Below are 16,898 nucleotides of genomic sequence, written 5' to 3'. Positions count from 1 at the left end.
GGATCACCACAACCTGCACCGACCCGGAGGCCCTCATGGTTCACCGTAATGCCCCGTTGACGCCGACCGGCAGGCTGAGGCTTGCGCGGTGTGTCGTTGATCAGGGTTGGCCGCTGCGGCGAGCAGCTGAGCGGTTCCAGGTCTCACACACCACGGCGTCACGCTGGGCGGCGCGCTACCGCACGAGCGGGCCGGCGGGCATGGCCCGCCGGAGTTCGTCTATCTCCTGCGTTCGCTGCCGGCGCCCACGCTCGAGGTGCGCCATCACGAACAGGCCCATCCACGTGATGACCATGATGCCGTTCGAGAAGATGAACACCGGCGGGTGCCAGTTGTAGGCGTTCGACGCCCAGCCGACGAGGCTGTTGATGATGGTGACCCGCGCTCCCCGACGCCGTGGTGACCGGACAGACAGCGCCCGACATCGCCGCCGGGCTACGCGTCGCCGCCCTACCCGAACAGCCGACCGGCAATCTCGTGCTCCTCGACGTCATCAGCCACGTGCGCGTCGCCGCGCTCCCGGAAAACGGCAGCGCGGGCATCGCCCTAGCGGACCGTGCTGGCGCGCTCCGGCTCGCCGCGCTCGCTGCGCAGACCAGCCTCGTGCTGGCCGACGTTCTTGGCACGCTCCGCGTATCGCCGCTGCCTGCCACGGCCGCGGGAACCGAACCCGGCCTGCCGCGCTACATCACCGTCACGGCGGCCGTGCTTCCCAACCGCTACGGCGCGGTGCTCCTCCCGTCCCGCTGGACCGCCCAGGAGGCGCGATGAAGGAACAGTCCTCCCTCTCCACCGACTACGTCGAGGTCCAGATCACCGCCATCACACCGGACGGCGCACCGGTCGACGTCGAAGCCCTGACCGTCGAGCTTGCGATCGTCCCTGTTGCCCAGGGCGACCCGGACGAGTCCGACTGGGCTCCCGCCGAGCACCTGCGCGACGGCGTCGTCGGCCGGCTCGTCGGACCCTTCAACAACGACTTCGTCCCCGACCGCGGCGACTACCTGGTGTGGCACCGCACCACCGACAACCCCGAACGCCCCGTCGCACCCGCCGGCAAACTCCGCATCACCTGACCAGGAGGCATCCGTGACAGCACTCGGCGACTTCGCGATCGCAGAGCTCGCGTACCAGGGCATCACCGGCGACGACGCCACCAACATCACCACCATCGTCGGCACCTTCGCCGACTACACCGACCCGGAAGAACGCGCCCAGATCTTCATCAAGGTCCAGACCCTGCTCCAGTTCAACCCCCTCAGCCCGCTCACCAGCGAGCCAGACCAGTGGATCGACCGCTCGTCCCTATCCGGCGAACGCGCGCTCTGGCAGTCCAAACGCGACCCTGACGCCTGGTCCCACGACGGCGGAGTCACGTATTATATGCAGTCCCAGACCGGCTCGACCTACGAATCAGCCACCGTCCCGTAGTCCACAAAGGATTCGCCCGTTCAGCCTGTTGCCGGACCACGAAGAAGCCCCCGCGCTCCCGCCTTCAGGCGGTCGAGCGCGGGGGCATTTTTCGTACCTCAGGCCTGCGGAGCTGGTTGTTTCCGAGCATCGAACATCGCTTGCACCAGTAGGTAGATCGTCATCCCCAGCATGGTGATGTACGCCAGAGAGGCGAGCAGTGCGCCGATGAGGCCGAAGTTCGGCAGGACGAACGCGCCGAGCAGAACGCCCGCGATCAGGACCAGCAGCGTCAACACCCCGGCCTCAGCGGTCGTGAGGAAAGGCCGGTTCTGCGCCCCCACCACCGAGACCGAATTGATCATCTGGGCCACGACGGTCTCTTCTTCAAGGAGCGTGCCGTTCGAGTGCGAGAGCGTTGTCGCGTGCTCAGGCTGCGGTGTCTGCAGGTCCGGCGCCGAGGTGGCCGAAGTCAGTTCGCGGCGCACGACCTCCGCGCCGATCAGCGCAATCACGCCGATGCCCAGCAGGGGGAAACCAATCCCGCGGCGCGTCGAGAGCGCCCCGTCGCAGGCCGCCGCGTAGCCCGCGGAATCGGACACGTGGACGAGACCGTACTGGCCATTGTCGAGCGCCATGGCATTCGCGAGCGCATCGACCTGAGAGTCGTGCGCGGCCTGCGACGTGTCTGTCTTGAAGCCGGTACCGCACGCGACTGAACCGCCGGCTTCGGTGGTTGCATTCACAGCAGTACTGAGCAAAATCAGTCCGGCGAGTGCGACGACTGCAGCGATGATGCCGATGAACATGCGCGGTGACATTCGTTCTCCCCTGGGCGCCGCTGCGGTGTGTGCTCCTTGTACTCGTGTTGATCAAGAACGCTGTTACAACGACGGCGCATGCGCGGGCCCGGCGACCCGAGGGGGGAGGTGGGCACCGGGCCCGCGCGCGAACCGTACGGCGACGCTAACTCGGCGCGCAGCGTGGCGGCGGCTTTTCGTCGTTTGGGACTTGGTCCTCACGATTCGACGCGATGGCGGACGTACTGCCGAGCAACGTCAATGAGCTGGGGGAATGCCCCCCGGTAGGCCCACATGCCCATGATCAGAATGGCGAAGGCGGTGACCCCATCGGCAGGCGCCTCCCTGTATGGAGGGATCTGCTGTGCCCATTCTTCGGCTTGGGTGGGGGTATGCCCGTCTGCGACGAGGCGCAGGGTCAGGGCGACGGGGTCGAGCCACGGGGCGCCGATGCTCGACCATGCCCAATCGACCACCCGCGCCCGATCCGCAACCAGGATGTTGAGCTGGTGCAGGTCGCCGTGAACGAGGCTGTCCCCGCGCACGAGCTCGAGCCCCTTGCGCTCCCATTCCACGAGTTCGTCGAGGTGTTGCCGATCCCACGCGTCGAGCTCGCGGTCGGTCGCCTTCGACAGCCGCCGCCACGGGGCCGACCAAGACCACTGCTCGGCCGCGTCCGGGAGGTCGAGCGTGCACTCCGCAAGCGTTCGCGCCATCGTGGCCGCGCTATCCGCGACCGAGGTGAGATCCGGCGAGCCGGGTGCCAGATTCGCGTGGTGCCCGGCAACGTGCTCGAACCCCAGCAGGGACCACCCGCTTGACTTGACTTCCCAGAGAAGGCGCGGTGCAACAGAATGTGGCAGTACGGGATTCACCTGTGCCTCAATCTGTTGCATCCGTACCCTTCTCGTGTCGGCCAGGACTCCCTTGATGAAGAAGCATCCCCGTTCGGTCTGGAGCGTCGCAAGGAGATCCGAGTTCCGCCCGTCGGCTGGCGAAATCGCGGACGAAACGGCTCCGGTTTCTTTTTCGACCGCGCGACGGACGGCGGCGGGAATTTCCTCCCAGTCCTGGCTGGCCATGACGATCCCTTCGGGCTAGCGTTGCGAGACCGCCGGGGGCGGGTCGTCGGTGCATCCGTTCTTGCACTGTGAGCATTTCGCGCACTTGGCGGCCCCAGTGAACCACAGCTCGTCATCGACGGCGAACCCTGCCGACCTGATCGCAGCTGTCGTGCGAGCCATCATGTCGACCAGGGGTATTTCGCCGATTTCGTCGTTGTCGTTCGGAACATGGTGGATGAAATTTCCGGAAATACGAGTGCAGAAGTCAGCGTATTCGTGTGTGTACAGGATGAATGCGTGCCATCCGATGTCGACGGTTTCGCTCGGGGCAAGCGGTCGATCGGTTCGGGCACAGGTGGCGAGAAAAGCTAGTGCCTGATCCATGATGCGCCCCGCGTATTGGACGGTAACCGCATTCTCTTTGGATATGCGAGCTGCGAGACGGTGGAACAGTTCCTCGGGGATGAGCCCCTGGCCGGTAAGGTCTTCGACAGCAACAGTCATTCCGGTTCCTTCCATTATCTACTGTTTCGATCGGTACTTCCGGATTGGAACCCAGGCGCCGCGCAGCTCGGGGTCAAGCGTGGCGGCCGGGAGATGAGGGGCCGACGGAACAACTGGGGCGATGATCCGCCGGCCCCACCCGCCTCGATGGCGGTCTGGGACCCGGCTGCCGTGCCAGCCCATAGCAGGCACGACAGCCGGGAGATCAGGGATGGCGTCGTCTGTGGGCACAGGGGTTCGGCGATCTGCGTGGTGGGCTCGCCGCTCAGGTAGCGTCCGACCCACTCGGCGTGCACGGCCACCGCGCCTCGTACTCGTCGTCCTCGATCACGGCGCCCGTCTCCGGGTCGGTCAGGACCTCGGTGCCGTCGTCGCGGATCCAGGTGCCCATCACCGCACCGCCCGCCGCGGCCGAGGACGCAGGCCCGGGTGGTCTGGAGACACCGGCATGCCGTGCTCGCGCATGAACGCCGCCTCGCAGTAGAAGCACGTCTTCGGGATCCCGTGCGCGGTCCGCTGGTTCAGCGGCTCGAACGCCGCCGATCCCGTGACGCCGCACAGCATCGTGATGCCCTGCCCGGGTTCGGGCACGCCGGTGAGCCGTGTCCGGTGCCATTCGCCGTCGACCACGGGGTGGATCGCCTGCGGATCGATGTAGATCAGCGCGGTCACGATGTCCGCTCCGGGTGCCTTGGAGCAGCTCTGTCTGCCATAGTTGCTAGGCAATCAGCCACGCCCTATTACTGGGAGTAGCCGCGAGAGTGGCCATCCCGGGGAGGTGGCCAGGAGAGGGGGCCACGTTTGGTGGCCGCTGCGCCGGACGGAGCGGAGGGGGTAGACATGCAGCCGGAGACAATCGGCGCGCTGCTCTGCCACCTGCGCGAGGCGGCGCACCGGTCACAGGCTGATCAGGCGATGCGGCTGTCGGACCTTTCGGGCAGGGCGGTCACCCGGAACGAGGTGTCGCGCTGGGAGAACGAGCGTCGGTTGCTGACGCCGTTCTGGCAGGCGCACTACGCCGAGAGCTTCGACATCGACAGCAGGCTGCTGCGGGACGCAGTCGCGGCCAGCCGCGCGGCACGACGCAAGGCTGGCAAGGGAGGAGACAGCACCGTGCAGCGACGAGAGTTCATCGGTGCCGTCGCGTCCCTGGCGTTGCCGCTCGCGCTCGCCCGCGATTCTGGACCGGGAAAGATCGGACGGTCGCAACTCTGTGGCCTACGGCGTCGTACGGCCCGCCTCCGGAGGCTGGACGACGTGCTGGGCGGTGGAGACACCTGCGCCGTGTACGCGGCGGAGGTCGAGACCACGAAGGCGCTGCTCACGCAGGGCAGCTACACCGCCGAGATCGGCCGCGAGCTGCACATCATCCTGGCCGAGCAGCTGCAGCAAGCCGGGTGGGCCGCGTTCGACGTCGGCGACCACCAGCGGGCGCGCAGCTGCTACGCCGACAGCGGCCGCGCTGCGGACGAGGCCGGTGCCCGTGACCTCGCGGGCAACGCCCTCGCCTATGCCGCCTACCAGCAGACTTCGACCGCGCAGAGCGGCACCGCGGACGCGGACGCCTCGTACGAGGTCGCGCGCGAGGTGGCCACCCCGAAGGTGAGCGCACTGCTGCTAGAGCGCAAGGCGTGGGCGCACGCCGCCGCCGGAAACGCGCGCCAGGCGGACGCCGCACTGGGTCTGGCGCGGGAAGCATTGCATCGCACCGACTCGCGTCCGGAACCGGACTGGGTGTTCTGGGTCGACGCTGCCGAGATCGACATCATGGCGGGCCGCTGCTGGACGGAGCTGCGCCGCCCGCTGCGCGCGGTGCCGCTGCTGGAAACCGTGCTCGCCGGGTTCGATGACACATGCGCCCGGGACAAGTCGCTGTACCTGACCTGGCTCGCGACCGCGTACCTGCAGGCACACGAAATCGAGCAGTCCGCCGCGACGCTGCGCCGCGCGCACGAGCTGGCTACAGGGGTGGCGTCGGCCCGACCGCTCGCGCGGATCACGTCCGTGGCTCGGAAGCTCGACCGGCACCGCGACGTGCCCGAGGTGGCCGACTTGCTCGACCTCGTCCGGGCCGGGTAGCTCAGTCCCGGGCGGTCGCGGTCTCGACCCACCGCAGGTAATCTGCGGACCCGCGTGCCAGCTCGACGGCGGTCACTTCCGGCTTGTCCCAGGGGTGCGCGGCGATGATGTGCGCTTCCAGCTCGTCGTAGCGGGCGCCCGTCGTCTTGAACGTCACGATCCACTCTTCGCCCTCGCCGGCCTCGCCGAGGTGCCAGAAGTACGACGCGACCGGACCGCGTACCTGAGTGGTGGCGGCCAGCCGCGCCGCGACCGCCGACGAGGCGAGCTTCGCGGCCGAATCCCGGTCGGGCGTGGTCGTGGTGACGAGCAGGTGATCAGCCATGGCAGCCAGGCTAGTCGTTGCTACATCGGGATGGCGGCGAGCAGTGCCGCGTCTGCCGCTTTCGCTGCGCGCTCGAGCTGCGACGGGTCGAGGTGGCCGTAGATGTCGACGGTGGTTTTGATCGACTCGTAGCCGAGGCGACGTGACACCGTGGGAAGGTCCACGCCAGCGGCGATCAACCAGGACGCGTGCGTGTGGCGCAGATCGTGGATGCGGGGCCGCTTGTTCAGCCGGCGGGCCTGTGGCACGAACACGCCGTGCACGTCGTACTCGGCGTTCGCCGCGGTAACGGCAGGCGCCCACACGCGGTCGCGGAAGTTGTTCTCGCGCAACCTCGCACCGCGGCCCGGCGAACAGCGGCGCGTCGGGTCTCGGCCGGCCGTGATCTCCTCGAGCTCGGGCACCAACGACGCGGCGATGGAGACCGTGCGTCGGCCGCGGCTCGTCTTGGTGGTGCCGACGTAGTGACCGCTGCGCCCGCGCTTGATGGCCTTCGTGACGCGGATCGCGGGGATGTCGCCGAAAAGCTCGACGTCGCGGATGTTGAGGGCGACGAACTCGCCCCACCGGAGCCCGGTGGACACGAGGAACTTCACCGCCGTCTGGTAGTAGGGGGGCACCTGGGCCAGCAGCAGTGGAAACTCGTGCTTGGCGAGGAACACCATCTCCTCGGGGAGCCTCATCCCGTGGAATGGGTTGTCCGGCCGGTACTTCGGGATGGCGCTGCCGATGCCGGCCGAGAGGAACGCGTGGACGTTGCGGAGGGTTTTGCCGCCCATGCCTTCGCCGTCGTCCCACCGGTCGTTGACCCACTGCTTGGCGACCTTGTCGAGGTTCTCGGCGTCGATGTGGACGGCTCCGATGAACGGGTCGATGTGGTTCGCGACGTAGCCGCGGTAGTCAGTGCGCGTGCGCTCCTCGACGCCGGTGAGGTGGTCGATGTACTCGGTGAGGATCTCGGTGATCGTCGGGGCGGTACTGCGGATCGACTGCATCGTCTGGACCGCTTCGGTCAGCCGTTGCCCGTTCGCGTTGAGGAGCTTCATCGCGAGCTTCGCATCGGCCTCGTCCTCGAAGGTGAGGTGGTCCTTCTTCTTCGTGTCGGGGTCGCGCCACACCACGCGGAAGCCAACCGTGTCGTCTCTGCGGGGTCTTCGTTCGATGCTCGCCATGCGGCCACTGTCACCCGGAATGATGCCCGTGGGGACACATTCCGGAATCTATGGGGACACTGATCAAAAACGGCCCTGTGACCAGGGCCGATGTGGGGTGAGCGACGGGTTTCGAACCCGCGACCTCCTGGACCACAACCAGGTGCTCTACCAGCTGAGCTACGCCCACCATCTGCGAGGGACCGCTTGCGATCACCTTGCTGCGAATTATCGTAGCGTGCCCTCGCGAGGGGTTTTCACCGGGTCAGCTTTGGTGCCGTTCCTGCACTTCGGCGGCCGCGGCTTTGGCTTGTTCGCTGGTCGGCCCGGGTTGGGGAACGAAGGCGACGCTGCGGTAGTAGTCGAGTTCGCCGATGGATTCCTTGATGTCGGCGAGCGCGCGGTGGGCGAGGCCCTTCTCCGGCTTCGCGTAGTAGATCCGCGGGTACCAGCGTCGGACGAGTTCCTTGACCGACGACACGTCGACCATGCGGTAGTGCAGGTGGCTGTCGAGCGCCGGCATGTCGCGGGAGATGAAGCCGCGGTCGGTGGCGATGGAGTTGCCGGCGAGCGGCGCCGTGCCGGGGTCGGGGACGTGCTCGCGGATGTAGTCGAGCACGCGCTGCTCGGCTTCGGCGAGCGTGACCGCGGAGGCGCGGACCTCTTCGGTGAGCCCGGACTTGGCGTGCATGTCGTGGACCACCTGCGGCATGCCGTCGAGTGTGGCGTCGTCGGTGTGGATGACGATGTCGACGCCTTCGCCGAGGACGTTGAGGTCGGCGTCGGTCACGAGGGCGGCTATTTCGATCAACGCGTCTTTGCCGAGGTCGAGCCCCGTCATTTCGCAGTCGATCCAGACTAGGTGGTCGGTCACCCGGACAACCCTAACCCGACACGGTGATGTCAGCCGGGTTACCTGCGCATTCGGCGCGTTACGCTCGGGCAGCCAGGTGAAAGAGTGTGATTTCGGACTCGAAACGGGGTGCGTCGGATGGCCGAGCGGGGGTCGGGGCCTGCGGCGGAGATCGCGCAGGGGTACGTGAGCGAGGGCGCCGCGGTGGAGCTGGGCGCCGTGGTCATCGACGGTCAGGCCGAGGCGGCGGCGGCCGTGCGGTTGCCGCTGGCCACGCTGAACCGCCACGGTCTGGTGGCGGGCGCGACCGGTACCGGCAAGACGAAGACGTTGCAGCTGATTTCGGAGCAGCTCTCGGCCGCCGGTGTGCCGGTGGTGCTGGCCGACGTCAAGGGTGACCTGTCGGGGCTGTCGGTGGCGGGCGAGGGCAACGACAAGCTCACGAAACGCGCGCAGGAGCTGGGTGACGACTGGGCGCCGGCCGCGAGCCCCGTGCAGTTCCTGTCGCTCGGCACCGGCGGCAAGGGATCGCCGATCCGCGCCACGATCACGAGTTTCGGCCCGGTGCTGTTGTCGAAAGTGCTGGGTCTGAACGAAACGCAGGAGTCGACGCTCGGCCTGATTTTCCACTGGGCCGACCAGCGGGGTCTGGCGCTGCTCGACACGAAGGACCTGCGGTCGGTGATCACCCATCTGACCAGCGACGAGGGCAAGGCCGACCTGAAGGGCATCGGCGGGGTCTCGGCGGCGACGGCGGGGGTGATCCTGCGGACACTGTCCAATCTGGAGGCCCAGGGCGGCGAGGACTTCTTCGGCGAGCCCGAGCTGGACGTGCACGACCTCATGCGCGAGCGCGACGGCAAGGGCGTGGTGACGCTGCTCGAGCTGGACAACCTGCAGTCGAAGCCGGCGTTGTTCTCGACGTTCCTGATGTGGCTGCTGGCCGAGCTGTTCGAGGAGCTGCCCGAGGAGGGTGACCTCGACAAGCCGAAGCTCGTGTTCTTCTTCGACGAAGCCCACCTCTTGTTCGCCGACGCGTCGAAGGCGTTCCTGGAGCGCATCGAGCAGACGGTGAAGCTGATCCGGTCGAAGGGCGTCGGCGTGTTCTTCTGCACGCAGCTGCCCACCGACATCCCCAACGCCGTGCTGTCGCAGCTGGGCGCGCGGGTGCAGCACGCGCTGCGGGCGTTCACGCCGGACGACCAGAAAGCCCTGGCCAGGACGGTGAAGACGTACCCGAAGACGCCGCACTACGACCTCGAGACGGCGCTGACGTCGCTCGGGATCGGCGAGGCGATCGTCACGGTGCTGTCGGAGCGGGGCGCGCCGACGCCGGTCGCATGGACGCGGCTGCGGGCGCCGCGGTCGAAGATGGGCCCGGTCGGCGACGAGGCAGTGGCCGCGGCGGTCGCGTCGTCGGATCTGCACGCGAAGTACTCGGAGACGATCGACCGCGAGTCGGCCTACGAGAAGCTGGCGGCGAAGGTGGCTGCCGCGCCGGCGCCGGTGGAGGAGCAAGCGCCTGAACCCGCGCCTCGCGTCGAAAAGGAAGACCCGGGGCTGATTTCGCAGGCCATGAGCAACCCGGCCGTGAAATCGTTCATGCGCTCGGCCGCGTCGGCTCTCGGGCGGGAGATCACGCGCGGGCTGTTCGGCAACCGGCGGCGCTGAAATACCTGACACGAGCTGACAGGTATGGCGGGCAGGCTGGGGGTTCACGAGGCGGAAGGAACCAGCCATGACCAGCACCGCGACCGCGACGTTCGAGCTCGACAAGTGGGAGCCGCAAGCCGAGGACGCCGCCGCGGGCACCGAGTTCGCCCGGGTGGCCATCGCGAAGACGTTCACGGGTGCCGTGGAGGGCACGAGCAGCGTCGAGATGTTGACGGCTTCGAATGCGACTTCGCGCGCGTACGTCGGCTTCGAGCGCCTGTCGGTGTCCGTCGACGGGCGAAAGGGTTCCTTCGTGCTGCGGCACACGGCGGGTGACGAAGGACTGTCTCTGGTGATCCTCGTGGGCTCCGGAACCGGTGAGCTCACCGGAATCTCGGGTAACGCCGCGATCACGCAGGACGCGGCCGGCAACCACACGTTCACGCTGACCTATGAACTCCCGGCAGAGTGAAAGCCGCTCACCCCGGGCCCCGAATCCCTGGGAGAGCGGCTTCCACCGTGGTTTCCCCGCAGGCCCCGAACTTCGAGCGAGGAAAGTCGGACGGGCCGCCCCGACCGCGGTCCGTCCACGACCGGTCAGCCGTTGACGATCTGGTCGACGATCGTCTTGGCGTCGTTGATCGGGATCGCGAAGCCGATCCCGACGCTGCCCGCGGAGTTGGCCGACGGGCTGTAGAGGGCCGAGTTGATGCCGATGATCTGGCCCTGAGCGTCGACGAGCGCGCCGCCGGAGTTGCCCTGGTTGATCGAGGCGTCGGTCTGGATCGCGGTGTAGCTGGGGCCGTTGTCGGCTTCGTTCGACGTGCGGTCGAACGGCGACTGCTGCTGCTCGCCCCCGCCGACGTCGGACAGCGGCCGGTTCAGCGCGCTCACGATGCCGGTGGTCACGGTGTTCTGCAGCCCGCCCGGCGAGCCGATGGCGATCACTTCCTGGCCGACCACGAGCTTGCTCGAGTCGCCGAGGGTGGCGGCGGTAAGACCGCTCGCGTTCTTCGCCTGGAGCACCGCGATGTCGCCCTTGGTGTCGGCGCCGACCACGCCGGCCTGGTACTTCTTGCCGTCGGACGTGGTGATCGTGACGTCGCCGACGGCGCCGGACACCACGTGGGCGTTGGTGAGGATCCGGCCGTCTGAGCTCAGGATCACGCCCGAGCCGATGGCCTCGCCCTGGCCCGTGTCCACGTTGACCTGCACGACGCTCGGCAGGACCTTCGCCGCGACGGTGCTCACGTCGCCGTCGGCGATCGTGTTGCTGACCGTCTGCCCGGTGACCGCCGACGACGAGGCCGGCGAGGCGACCGACGTGGTGGTCAGCCCGACGATCGCCGCGCCCGTGCCGCCGCCGACGAGCGCCGCGGCGAGCGCGGTCGCCCCGACGACGGCCGCCAGCTTGCCGCCCCGGCGCTTCGGCCGGGTGGCCTGCACCGCCGGCTGCTGGGTGAACAGCGGGTTCGGCGCGCTCTGCTGGTGGCTGTACTGGCCGTGGTGCCCCTGCCGGCGGTACGGGCCGTACTGTGGCTGGGCCTGCTGGGGTTGGGCCTGCTGGGGTTGGGCCTGCTGCGGCGCGGTCTGCTGCGGCCCGTTGTGGTGCGACTGAGCGGGCTGCGGTGCGTTCTGGTGCGCAGCGTTCTGGTGGGGCTGGTGCGGCTGGTGCCCACCGGGTGAGGCGGGGCCGGGCCGACTCGCGTTCTCGGTCATGAACCCAGGTTCGCGGCCGTGGTTGTGAGAACCCTGTGGAAATCCCTTCGGCTTTGCTGAGAAGAATCAGCTGAGAATCCTCAGGCATTCCTCAGCCGTGCTCAGTCGAAGAACTTCGGGACATCGAGCGCACCTCCCGAGGCTTCGAATTCGTCGTGCACGGCTTGGCGCAGCGTCGCGTCGGCGAGGTAGTCGGCGGCGGTGAGGGCGAGGCCGAGCGCGCCGTCGACCACGGCCTTGTCACCCGCGGGGGAACCGGCGGCTTCGGCGAACTCCTTGGTGTGCAAGGCAACCGTGGGGCCGGAGACGGCGATCATCGAGTGCAGCGCCGGCATTCGGAACGACAGGTTGCCCAGATCCGTCGACCCGGTGAGGAACTCCGGCACGATGCCCGGAGGCAGCGGTTTGCGTCCGGTACCGGCCTGGTTCACCGACCACCGCCCGGCGAGTGTGGTGTTGAACCGGATCGGCAGATAGGCCGGTTGCGAATCCCACGTCAGCTCGACCGCGCAGCCCGTCATTTCCGCGGCGCCGTGGGCGATCGCGGTCATGCGCTTGGCGAGATCGCGCAACGTTTCGGGGTCGGCCGAGCGGAGGTAGAACAGGAGCGCGGCGCGTTCGGGGATCACGTTGGGCCGGGCTCCGCCGTCGGTGAACACGCCGTGGACGCGGTCGGTCGAGGGCAGTTGCTGGCGCAGCATCGACACGCCCTGGTACGCCGCCACCGCCGCGTCGAGCGCGTTGCGCCCCATGAACGGCTGCGCCGACGCGTGCGCCCCGACACCGTGGAACACCATTTCCAGCTGCCGCCGGCCGAGGAACGGGTGCAGCGCGATGTCGTGGCTGAACGGGTGGAGCATGATCACCGCGTCGACGTCGTCGAACACCCCGGCCCGGGCCAGCGTCTCCTTGCCGCCACCGCCTTCTTCGGCGGGCGTGCCCACGAGCGACACGCGCCCGCCGACCTGCTCGGCCACGGCCGCGGCGCCGAGGAACGCGCCGGCGCCGGCGGTGCAGATGACGTTGTGCCCGCACGCGTGCCCGAGGCCGGGCAGCGCGTCGTACTCCGAGAGCACGGCGATGTGCGGGCCGCCGTTGTCCGGGGTGCTCGCGCGCAGCGCCGTGTCGAGGCCACCGAGACCGACGGTGACCTCGTGGCCGTGTGCGCGCAACAGCTCCGCCAGCGCGCCGACGGAACGGTGCTCGGTGAAGCCCTCTTCCGGGTGGGCGTGGAGATCTTGGCTCAGGGCAACGAGTTCGCCCGCGCGGGCCTGGACTTCTCGCTCCACGGCCGCGCGCACGCCGGTCTCGGCTCCGGCGTGGTCGGAGCCGAGGGGTTCGGCGGCCGCGACGGCTTCGGCCGTGGCTTCGATCAGGGCGCGCAGGTGGGAGTCGTCGGGCGGGAGGGGAGCGGCGTGGGTCATGCGGGGATGGTATCGCCGGGCACCGACAAAGTGGATCAGTTCGCGTCCGGCCGCTGCCCCGCGTCCGGGCTCGGCGAACAGGTGCAGGGCGGCGAAGCAGCAAGTATCGTCCACTGTGGATGGTCGACTGGCGGCTCGACGGCGTCGGCACGAAGGAGGGCGACGCCGTCTTCTCGAGTCTCAGTGACGGCGCGGGCGAGCATCGAGGGCGCCCCGTCGAGCCCGTTGGCGAGGCCCGCTTTTACGACCGTGGAGCCGAATGCCAGGGTTGTGCGCGTCAGCCGCTTGCGTGTTTCCCGTGGTGGGACCTGCTTGTGGTTGCTTCGCCGAGGACGTCGAGGTAGCCGGCTTCGACGGATTCGCCGGGAGCGTGAGCAGATCGGCCGATCGGTCCGGGCATTCGGATCGTGGGCTCCTTCCGTTCGGACAGCCGCAGTGTGCCGAAGGTCTTCTTGCCACGATCGAGTGAACGTTTCGCCGATCAGGCGTTCGAAGACCCGGTTTGTCGGTGCCCGTTCCTAACGTCCCTCCCACGGTCTCCGACCCCGGAGCCCACAGAGGAGGGACAACCCCGATGACCGCACCGATCCTGCTGCCCATGACCCGGCCGACCGGCGAGATCGCCGTGCGCGGGCCGTTCGACCTGAACACCGCGAGCCGCTACCTGGCCCGCTTCGGGCCTGCCGGCCGACCCGACGCCGCCTCGGAGCCCGGCGTGCTGCGCCTGGCCTTCCCCGTCGACGGCGTGTGGACCCACGCCGGCGCCGCGATCCGCCAGAGATCGCCCGGCACGGTCGAGGTCGAGGTGTCGGCGCCGGTCGACGTCGCGCCGCGGGTCGTGGCACAGGTGAGCCGTGTGCTTTCCCTCGACGTCGACGCCTCCGGCCTCCCCGACGTCGAGCGCCGCGACTCCGTGGTCGCCCGGCTGCGGGCGCCGTGGCCGGGGCTGCGACCGGTGCTGTTCTCGTCACCGTACGAGGCCGCGTGCTGGTCGGTCCTGTCCCAGGGCATGCGCTTCACCACGGCGATCAAGCGCCGTCGCGTGCTCGCCGAACGTCACGGCTGCATCGTCGACGTCGGCGAGTACCAGGTGGTCTCGTTCCCCGCCCCGACCGCACTGGCCGCACTGGAGCCGGACGACGGCCTGGCCGCCTTCCGCGTCGCCCGCCTCCGCTCCGTCGCCGAAGCCGCCCTCGACGGTCGCCTCGACCCGGCGATGCTGCGCGCCCTGCCGATCCCGGAGGCTCTGGAGCTCCTCCGCGCCATCCCCGGCATCGGCACCTTCTCCGCCGAACAGATCCTCTTGCGCGGCGCCGGCCACCCCGACCTCCTTCCCCTCGCGGACGGCCGCCTGCACCAGGCCCTGCGCGAGGAATACGCCCTGCCGGACACCACGCCACCCCACCAGCTCCCCCTCCTCACCGACGACTGGCGCCCTTACCGCGGCTGGCTCTCCCTCCTCTTCCGCGCCAGCCGGGACGCGGTGACGCCGGAACCCGAGGGCTCGCCACCCGCGATAACCCAGGTCGGTGCCGGGGAGGCGGACGTGGTGTGAGTTCGAGTGGTGCGCCCGTGCGGTCACGGCGCCGGGCTGCATGGGTCCTATGTGGACTCCGGAGGCCTTGAAGCCTTGCGACCCCAGTGCGCGAGTGACCCGCAGCGCCAGTACGCGAGGCGACAAGGCGCGGGATCCGAGGCCGGTTCAGCGGGATGCCGCAACACTTCGGGCGCCTGCGCCTCAGCCGTCGGTGTCGTGAGGATTCGTTGCCGCCGCGCGATAGCGGCTGACCTCGCGGCACCTCGGTCTCGCGATGCCACTGCGGCTCCGCCTCTCAGTGCGCCAATGGTCCGTGGTCCCTGCGCCGTGCCGTCCCGGGGCGCACCGGCGGCCCTGTACCTGGCGAGTCGAAGTAGGTGACCCTTGCCCTCAGCTCCCGTCTCGTTGCACCTGCGCCTCATGTCGGTGTGCGACGCGAATCCCGGTAGGAGCATTCGGAACAGTGAAGTGAAACGGAGGTCGTCAGGAGCGAAAGCCCAACACGGCCCGGAGAAGTGTCTCGAGTTGATCGAGTGAGGCGTCCGGGTCGATCAGCCGGCGAACCGCGAAGCCGATCATCAGATCAACCACGGCGTCGGCGAGGGCGGTGAGCGGAAGGACGGACTGGAGGTCTTCCGGCAAGTGCCTGCGCAGCGCCCTGGTGACGAGATGGGCGGCGAAGCGCTGACGCTCGGCGATGGCGGCCACCATCGCCGGGTCCGCGCGGGTGTCGAGGGCGAACTCCAGCTCGAAGCGGGGCCACCCGGAGGCAAGGGCCTGCTCGGCCCACTCCCGCAGGCCGCGCGCGAGCTCGCCTGGGGCCTGCGTGTGGTCGAGGAGAGGCGCCAACGCCTCGGCCTGCTCGGCCTGGATGCCGTGAAGCACCTGGAGGGCCAGCTCGGGCTTGCCGCTGAAGTTGGAGTACACGACGCCCGTCGAGAACCCGGCCGCATCGGCAACCGCTGCGAGCGAGGTGGCTCGGTAACCACCAGAAAGGAAGAGAGTGCGAGCGACTTGGAGAACGTGCTCGCGATTGCGATTCTGCGACTCAGCGCGGCTCAGTCGTGACACGCCGGCGAGCCTACCTGTCGGCACTATCCGGATATCCCCGTTATCGGAACGTCGAGGTTGGTCGGGAGGTGCGATGAAAGCTGGCGGGTTCCTCGGTCAGAGCGGCACGGTCAGCTGAGCGATCTGGCCGGCGGGCTCCCGAACCGGCAGGCCGACCGCGCCCGCCGGTTCGGCACGGCGCGCTGGGGCGTCAGCTCGACCGCAAAGCGGCGGCCGCCGAATCGGCAGAGCGCGCCGAGGCGCGGCACGGCCCGCCAGACCGGCGGAGCGCGCTTGCCCAGCAACGCCTCGGGCCGGCCCCATAGGCGGGGCGCGACTGGTGCGCGGAGCGCGCTTGACCGCCCGGCTCGCCAGGACGGCACGGTCCGGGAGCGCGCGTGCACGCCGGGCTTGCCGGACTCACCAGGACGGCACGGTTTGCCGGACCACCGCAGTGCGCTAACTCGCCGGCCTGCCGGGCACGGTCCGGGAGCACGCTTGTCCGCCGGGCTTGCCGGGCTTGCCAGGACGGCACGGCCCGCCACACCGCCGAAGTGCGCTTGACCGGCAGGGTCGGCAAGGGCGGTCAGGCCAGCGGTGTTCGCCGACGCGGTGAGGCTCGTGGGGCCAGCGAGGGCGCTTACCCGGCAGGGCCGAGCCGGCAATGCTCGCCCGCACGGCGCAGGCCACCGAATCAGCGGAGTACGCCGTTCTGGCGGGCAGGTCCCCCGCCAGAACGGTGAAGTGAACCGGGTCGGCGCGGTTCGCCGGTCCGGCGAGGCGTGCCGGACCGGCTAAGCGAACCGGACCGGCGAGGTGTGCCGGGACGACACGGTCCGGAGCACGCTTGCTCACCAGGCGCACCAGCTCGCCGGGCTTGCCAGGCTTGCCAGGCTTGCCAGGCTTGCCAGGCTTGCCAGGCTTGCCAGGCTTGCCAGGCTTGCCAGGCTTGCCAGGACGGCACGGTCCGCCGCACCGCCGCAGTGCGCTTGCTCGCCAGGCTTGCCGGAGCGGCCCGATCCGCCGGACCGCCGCAGTGCACCTGACCGGCAGGGTCGGCGGGGCCAGCCAGGGCCAGCAGCGTTTGCCGACCCGGTGAGGCGAGCGAGGGGCCCGGCAGGGGCTCGCCGAACCGGCAAGCCTCGCTCGGGCGGCATAGGCCGCCGGATCAGCGGAGTGCGCCGAGTGGTGGGACAAGGTCCCGCCAGAGCGGCGAAGTGAGCCGGATCGGCGCGGTCGCCGGACCGATGAGGTGAGCTGGATCGGCCCAGCGTGGCGGATCGGCGAGGTTGCCGGACCGGTGAGGTGGGCCGGATCGGCGCGGTTCAC

The 16,898-nt window shown here is 69.2% G+C and carries 19 protein-coding genes, 1 tRNA gene and 1 pseudogene; 8 read left to right on the top strand and 13 right to left on the bottom strand.

Annotated elements, in window-relative coordinates; genetic code table 11:
* Window positions 1-35 precede the first annotated feature (35 nt).
* Window positions 36-218, top strand: a pseudogene (locus ACWEOE_RS15045) (helix-turn-helix domain-containing protein); the annotation flags it as partial.
* Here the strand turns inward: ACWEOE_RS15045 and ACWEOE_RS15040 are convergent.
* Window positions 176-319, bottom strand: a complete 144-nt coding sequence (locus ACWEOE_RS15040; RefSeq protein ID WP_452008845.1) for a hypothetical protein — start codon at window positions 317-319, stop codon at window positions 176-178. The pseudogene ACWEOE_RS15045 and the gene ACWEOE_RS15040 overlap by 43 nt on opposite strands.
* 77 nt (window positions 320-396) lie before the next feature.
* On the opposite strand from ACWEOE_RS15040, the gene ACWEOE_RS15035 reads away from it, so the two are divergent.
* Genes ACWEOE_RS15035 through ACWEOE_RS15025 form a run of 3 tightly spaced genes read left to right on the top strand, consistent with a single transcriptional unit; the run spans window position 397 to window position 1,431 of the window.
* Complete coding sequence (locus tag ACWEOE_RS15035) at window positions 397-771, top strand: hypothetical protein (protein ID WP_452008699.1); 375 nt, start codon at window positions 397-399, stop codon at window positions 769-771.
* A complete protein-coding gene (locus ACWEOE_RS15030) occupies window positions 768-1,076 on the top strand; it encodes a hypothetical protein (protein ID WP_452008697.1) in 309 nt (102 codons plus the stop codon). Before ACWEOE_RS15035 ends, ACWEOE_RS15030 begins: the two co-directional genes overlap by 4 nt.
* Before the next feature lie 13 nt (window positions 1,077-1,089).
* The gene (locus tag ACWEOE_RS15025) at window positions 1,090-1,431 is read left to right on the top strand and encodes a hypothetical protein (protein WP_452008695.1); all 342 of its coding nucleotides are present in this window, start codon (window positions 1,090-1,092) and stop codon (window positions 1,429-1,431) included.
* A 98-nt stretch (window positions 1,432-1,529) separates the two neighbouring features.
* Here ACWEOE_RS15025 and ACWEOE_RS15020 read toward each other — a convergent pair whose 3' ends face one another.
* The 5 genes from ACWEOE_RS15020 to ACWEOE_RS15000 form a co-directional block, all read right to left on the bottom strand.
* A complete protein-coding gene (locus ACWEOE_RS15020; protein WP_452008693.1) occupies window positions 1,530-2,219 on the bottom strand; it encodes a hypothetical protein in 690 nt (229 codons plus the stop codon).
* A gap of 209 nt (window positions 2,220-2,428) precedes the next feature.
* The gene (locus ACWEOE_RS15015) at window positions 2,429-3,292 is read right to left on the bottom strand and encodes a phosphotransferase family protein (RefSeq protein ID WP_452008690.1); all 864 of its coding nucleotides are present in this window, start codon (window positions 3,290-3,292) and stop codon (window positions 2,429-2,431) included.
* Window positions 3,293-3,307: 15 nt separating this feature from the next.
* Window positions 3,308-3,778, bottom strand: a complete 471-nt coding sequence (locus tag ACWEOE_RS15010; RefSeq protein ID WP_452008687.1) for a glycine-rich domain-containing protein — start codon at window positions 3,776-3,778, stop codon at window positions 3,308-3,310.
* Window positions 3,779-4,043: 265 nt separating this feature from the next.
* Window positions 4,044-4,169 (bottom strand): hypothetical protein, encoded by a 126-nt coding sequence (locus ACWEOE_RS15005; RefSeq protein ID WP_452008684.1) that lies wholly within the window; start codon window positions 4,167-4,169, stop codon window positions 4,044-4,046.
* Window positions 4,169-4,450: a hypothetical protein gene (locus ACWEOE_RS15000; protein ID WP_452008682.1), complete on the bottom strand. Its 282-nt coding sequence runs from the start codon at window positions 4,448-4,450 to the stop codon at window positions 4,169-4,171. Before ACWEOE_RS15000 ends, ACWEOE_RS15005 begins: the two co-directional genes overlap by 1 nt.
* Before the next feature lie 168 nt (window positions 4,451-4,618).
* On the opposite strand from ACWEOE_RS15000, the gene ACWEOE_RS14995 reads away from it, so the two are divergent.
* Complete coding sequence (locus ACWEOE_RS14995; protein WP_452008679.1) at window positions 4,619-5,857, top strand: hypothetical protein; 1,239 nt, start codon at window positions 4,619-4,621, stop codon at window positions 5,855-5,857.
* Window position 5,858: 1 nt separating this feature from the next.
* On the opposite strand, the gene cutA is transcribed toward ACWEOE_RS14995, so the two are convergent.
* The 4 genes from cutA to orn form a co-directional block, all read right to left on the bottom strand.
* Entirely contained in the window at window positions 5,859-6,182 is a 324-nt protein-coding gene (cutA, locus tag ACWEOE_RS14990) for a divalent-cation tolerance protein CutA (RefSeq protein WP_452008677.1), read from the bottom strand.
* Between the two features lie 20 nt (window positions 6,183-6,202).
* Window positions 6,203-7,354 (bottom strand): site-specific integrase, encoded by a 1,152-nt coding sequence (locus ACWEOE_RS14985; RefSeq protein WP_452008675.1) that lies wholly within the window; start codon window positions 7,352-7,354, stop codon window positions 6,203-6,205.
* 93 nt (window positions 7,355-7,447) lie between these two features.
* Window positions 7,448-7,523 (bottom strand) — tRNA-His (locus ACWEOE_RS14980).
* 75 nt (window positions 7,524-7,598) lie between these two features.
* Window positions 7,599-8,207, bottom strand: a complete 609-nt coding sequence (gene orn / locus ACWEOE_RS14975; protein WP_326565054.1) for an oligoribonuclease — start codon at window positions 8,205-8,207, stop codon at window positions 7,599-7,601.
* A gap of 117 nt (window positions 8,208-8,324) precedes the next feature.
* Here orn and ACWEOE_RS14970 point away from each other — a divergent pair, with 117 nt between their 5' ends.
* A complete protein-coding gene (locus ACWEOE_RS14970) occupies window positions 8,325-9,857 on the top strand; it encodes a helicase HerA-like domain-containing protein (protein ID WP_452008672.1) in 1,533 nt (510 codons plus the stop codon).
* A 67-nt stretch (window positions 9,858-9,924) separates the two neighbouring features.
* Window positions 9,925-10,311, top strand: coding sequence for a DUF3224 domain-containing protein (locus tag ACWEOE_RS14965; protein ID WP_452008670.1), 387 nt, complete (start codon window positions 9,925-9,927; stop codon window positions 10,309-10,311).
* Between the two features lie 125 nt (window positions 10,312-10,436).
* Here the strand turns inward: ACWEOE_RS14965 and ACWEOE_RS14960 are convergent, their stop codons facing one another.
* Window positions 10,437-11,558, bottom strand: a complete 1,122-nt coding sequence (locus ACWEOE_RS14960; protein ID WP_452008668.1) for a S1C family serine protease — start codon at window positions 11,556-11,558, stop codon at window positions 10,437-10,439.
* A gap of 101 nt (window positions 11,559-11,659) precedes the next feature.
* A complete protein-coding gene (locus ACWEOE_RS14955; RefSeq protein ID WP_452008665.1) occupies window positions 11,660-12,982 on the bottom strand; it encodes a M20 family metallopeptidase in 1,323 nt (440 codons plus the stop codon).
* A 574-nt stretch (window positions 12,983-13,556) separates the two neighbouring features.
* On the opposite strand from ACWEOE_RS14955, the gene ACWEOE_RS14950 reads away from it, so the two are divergent.
* Window positions 13,557-14,537 (top strand): DNA-3-methyladenine glycosylase family protein, encoded by a 981-nt coding sequence (locus ACWEOE_RS14950; protein ID WP_452008662.1) that lies wholly within the window; start codon window positions 13,557-13,559, stop codon window positions 14,535-14,537.
* 465 nt (window positions 14,538-15,002) lie between these two features.
* On the opposite strand, the gene ACWEOE_RS14945 is transcribed toward ACWEOE_RS14950, so the two are convergent.
* Entirely contained in the window at window positions 15,003-15,590 is a 588-nt protein-coding gene (locus ACWEOE_RS14945) for a TetR/AcrR family transcriptional regulator (RefSeq protein WP_452008659.1), read from the bottom strand.
* Between the last annotated feature and the right edge of the window lie 1,308 nt (window positions 15,591-16,898).

Source organism: Amycolatopsis sp. NPDC004368 (assembly GCF_053602515.1).
This window is presented reverse-complemented; position numbering and strand designations above follow the sequence as displayed.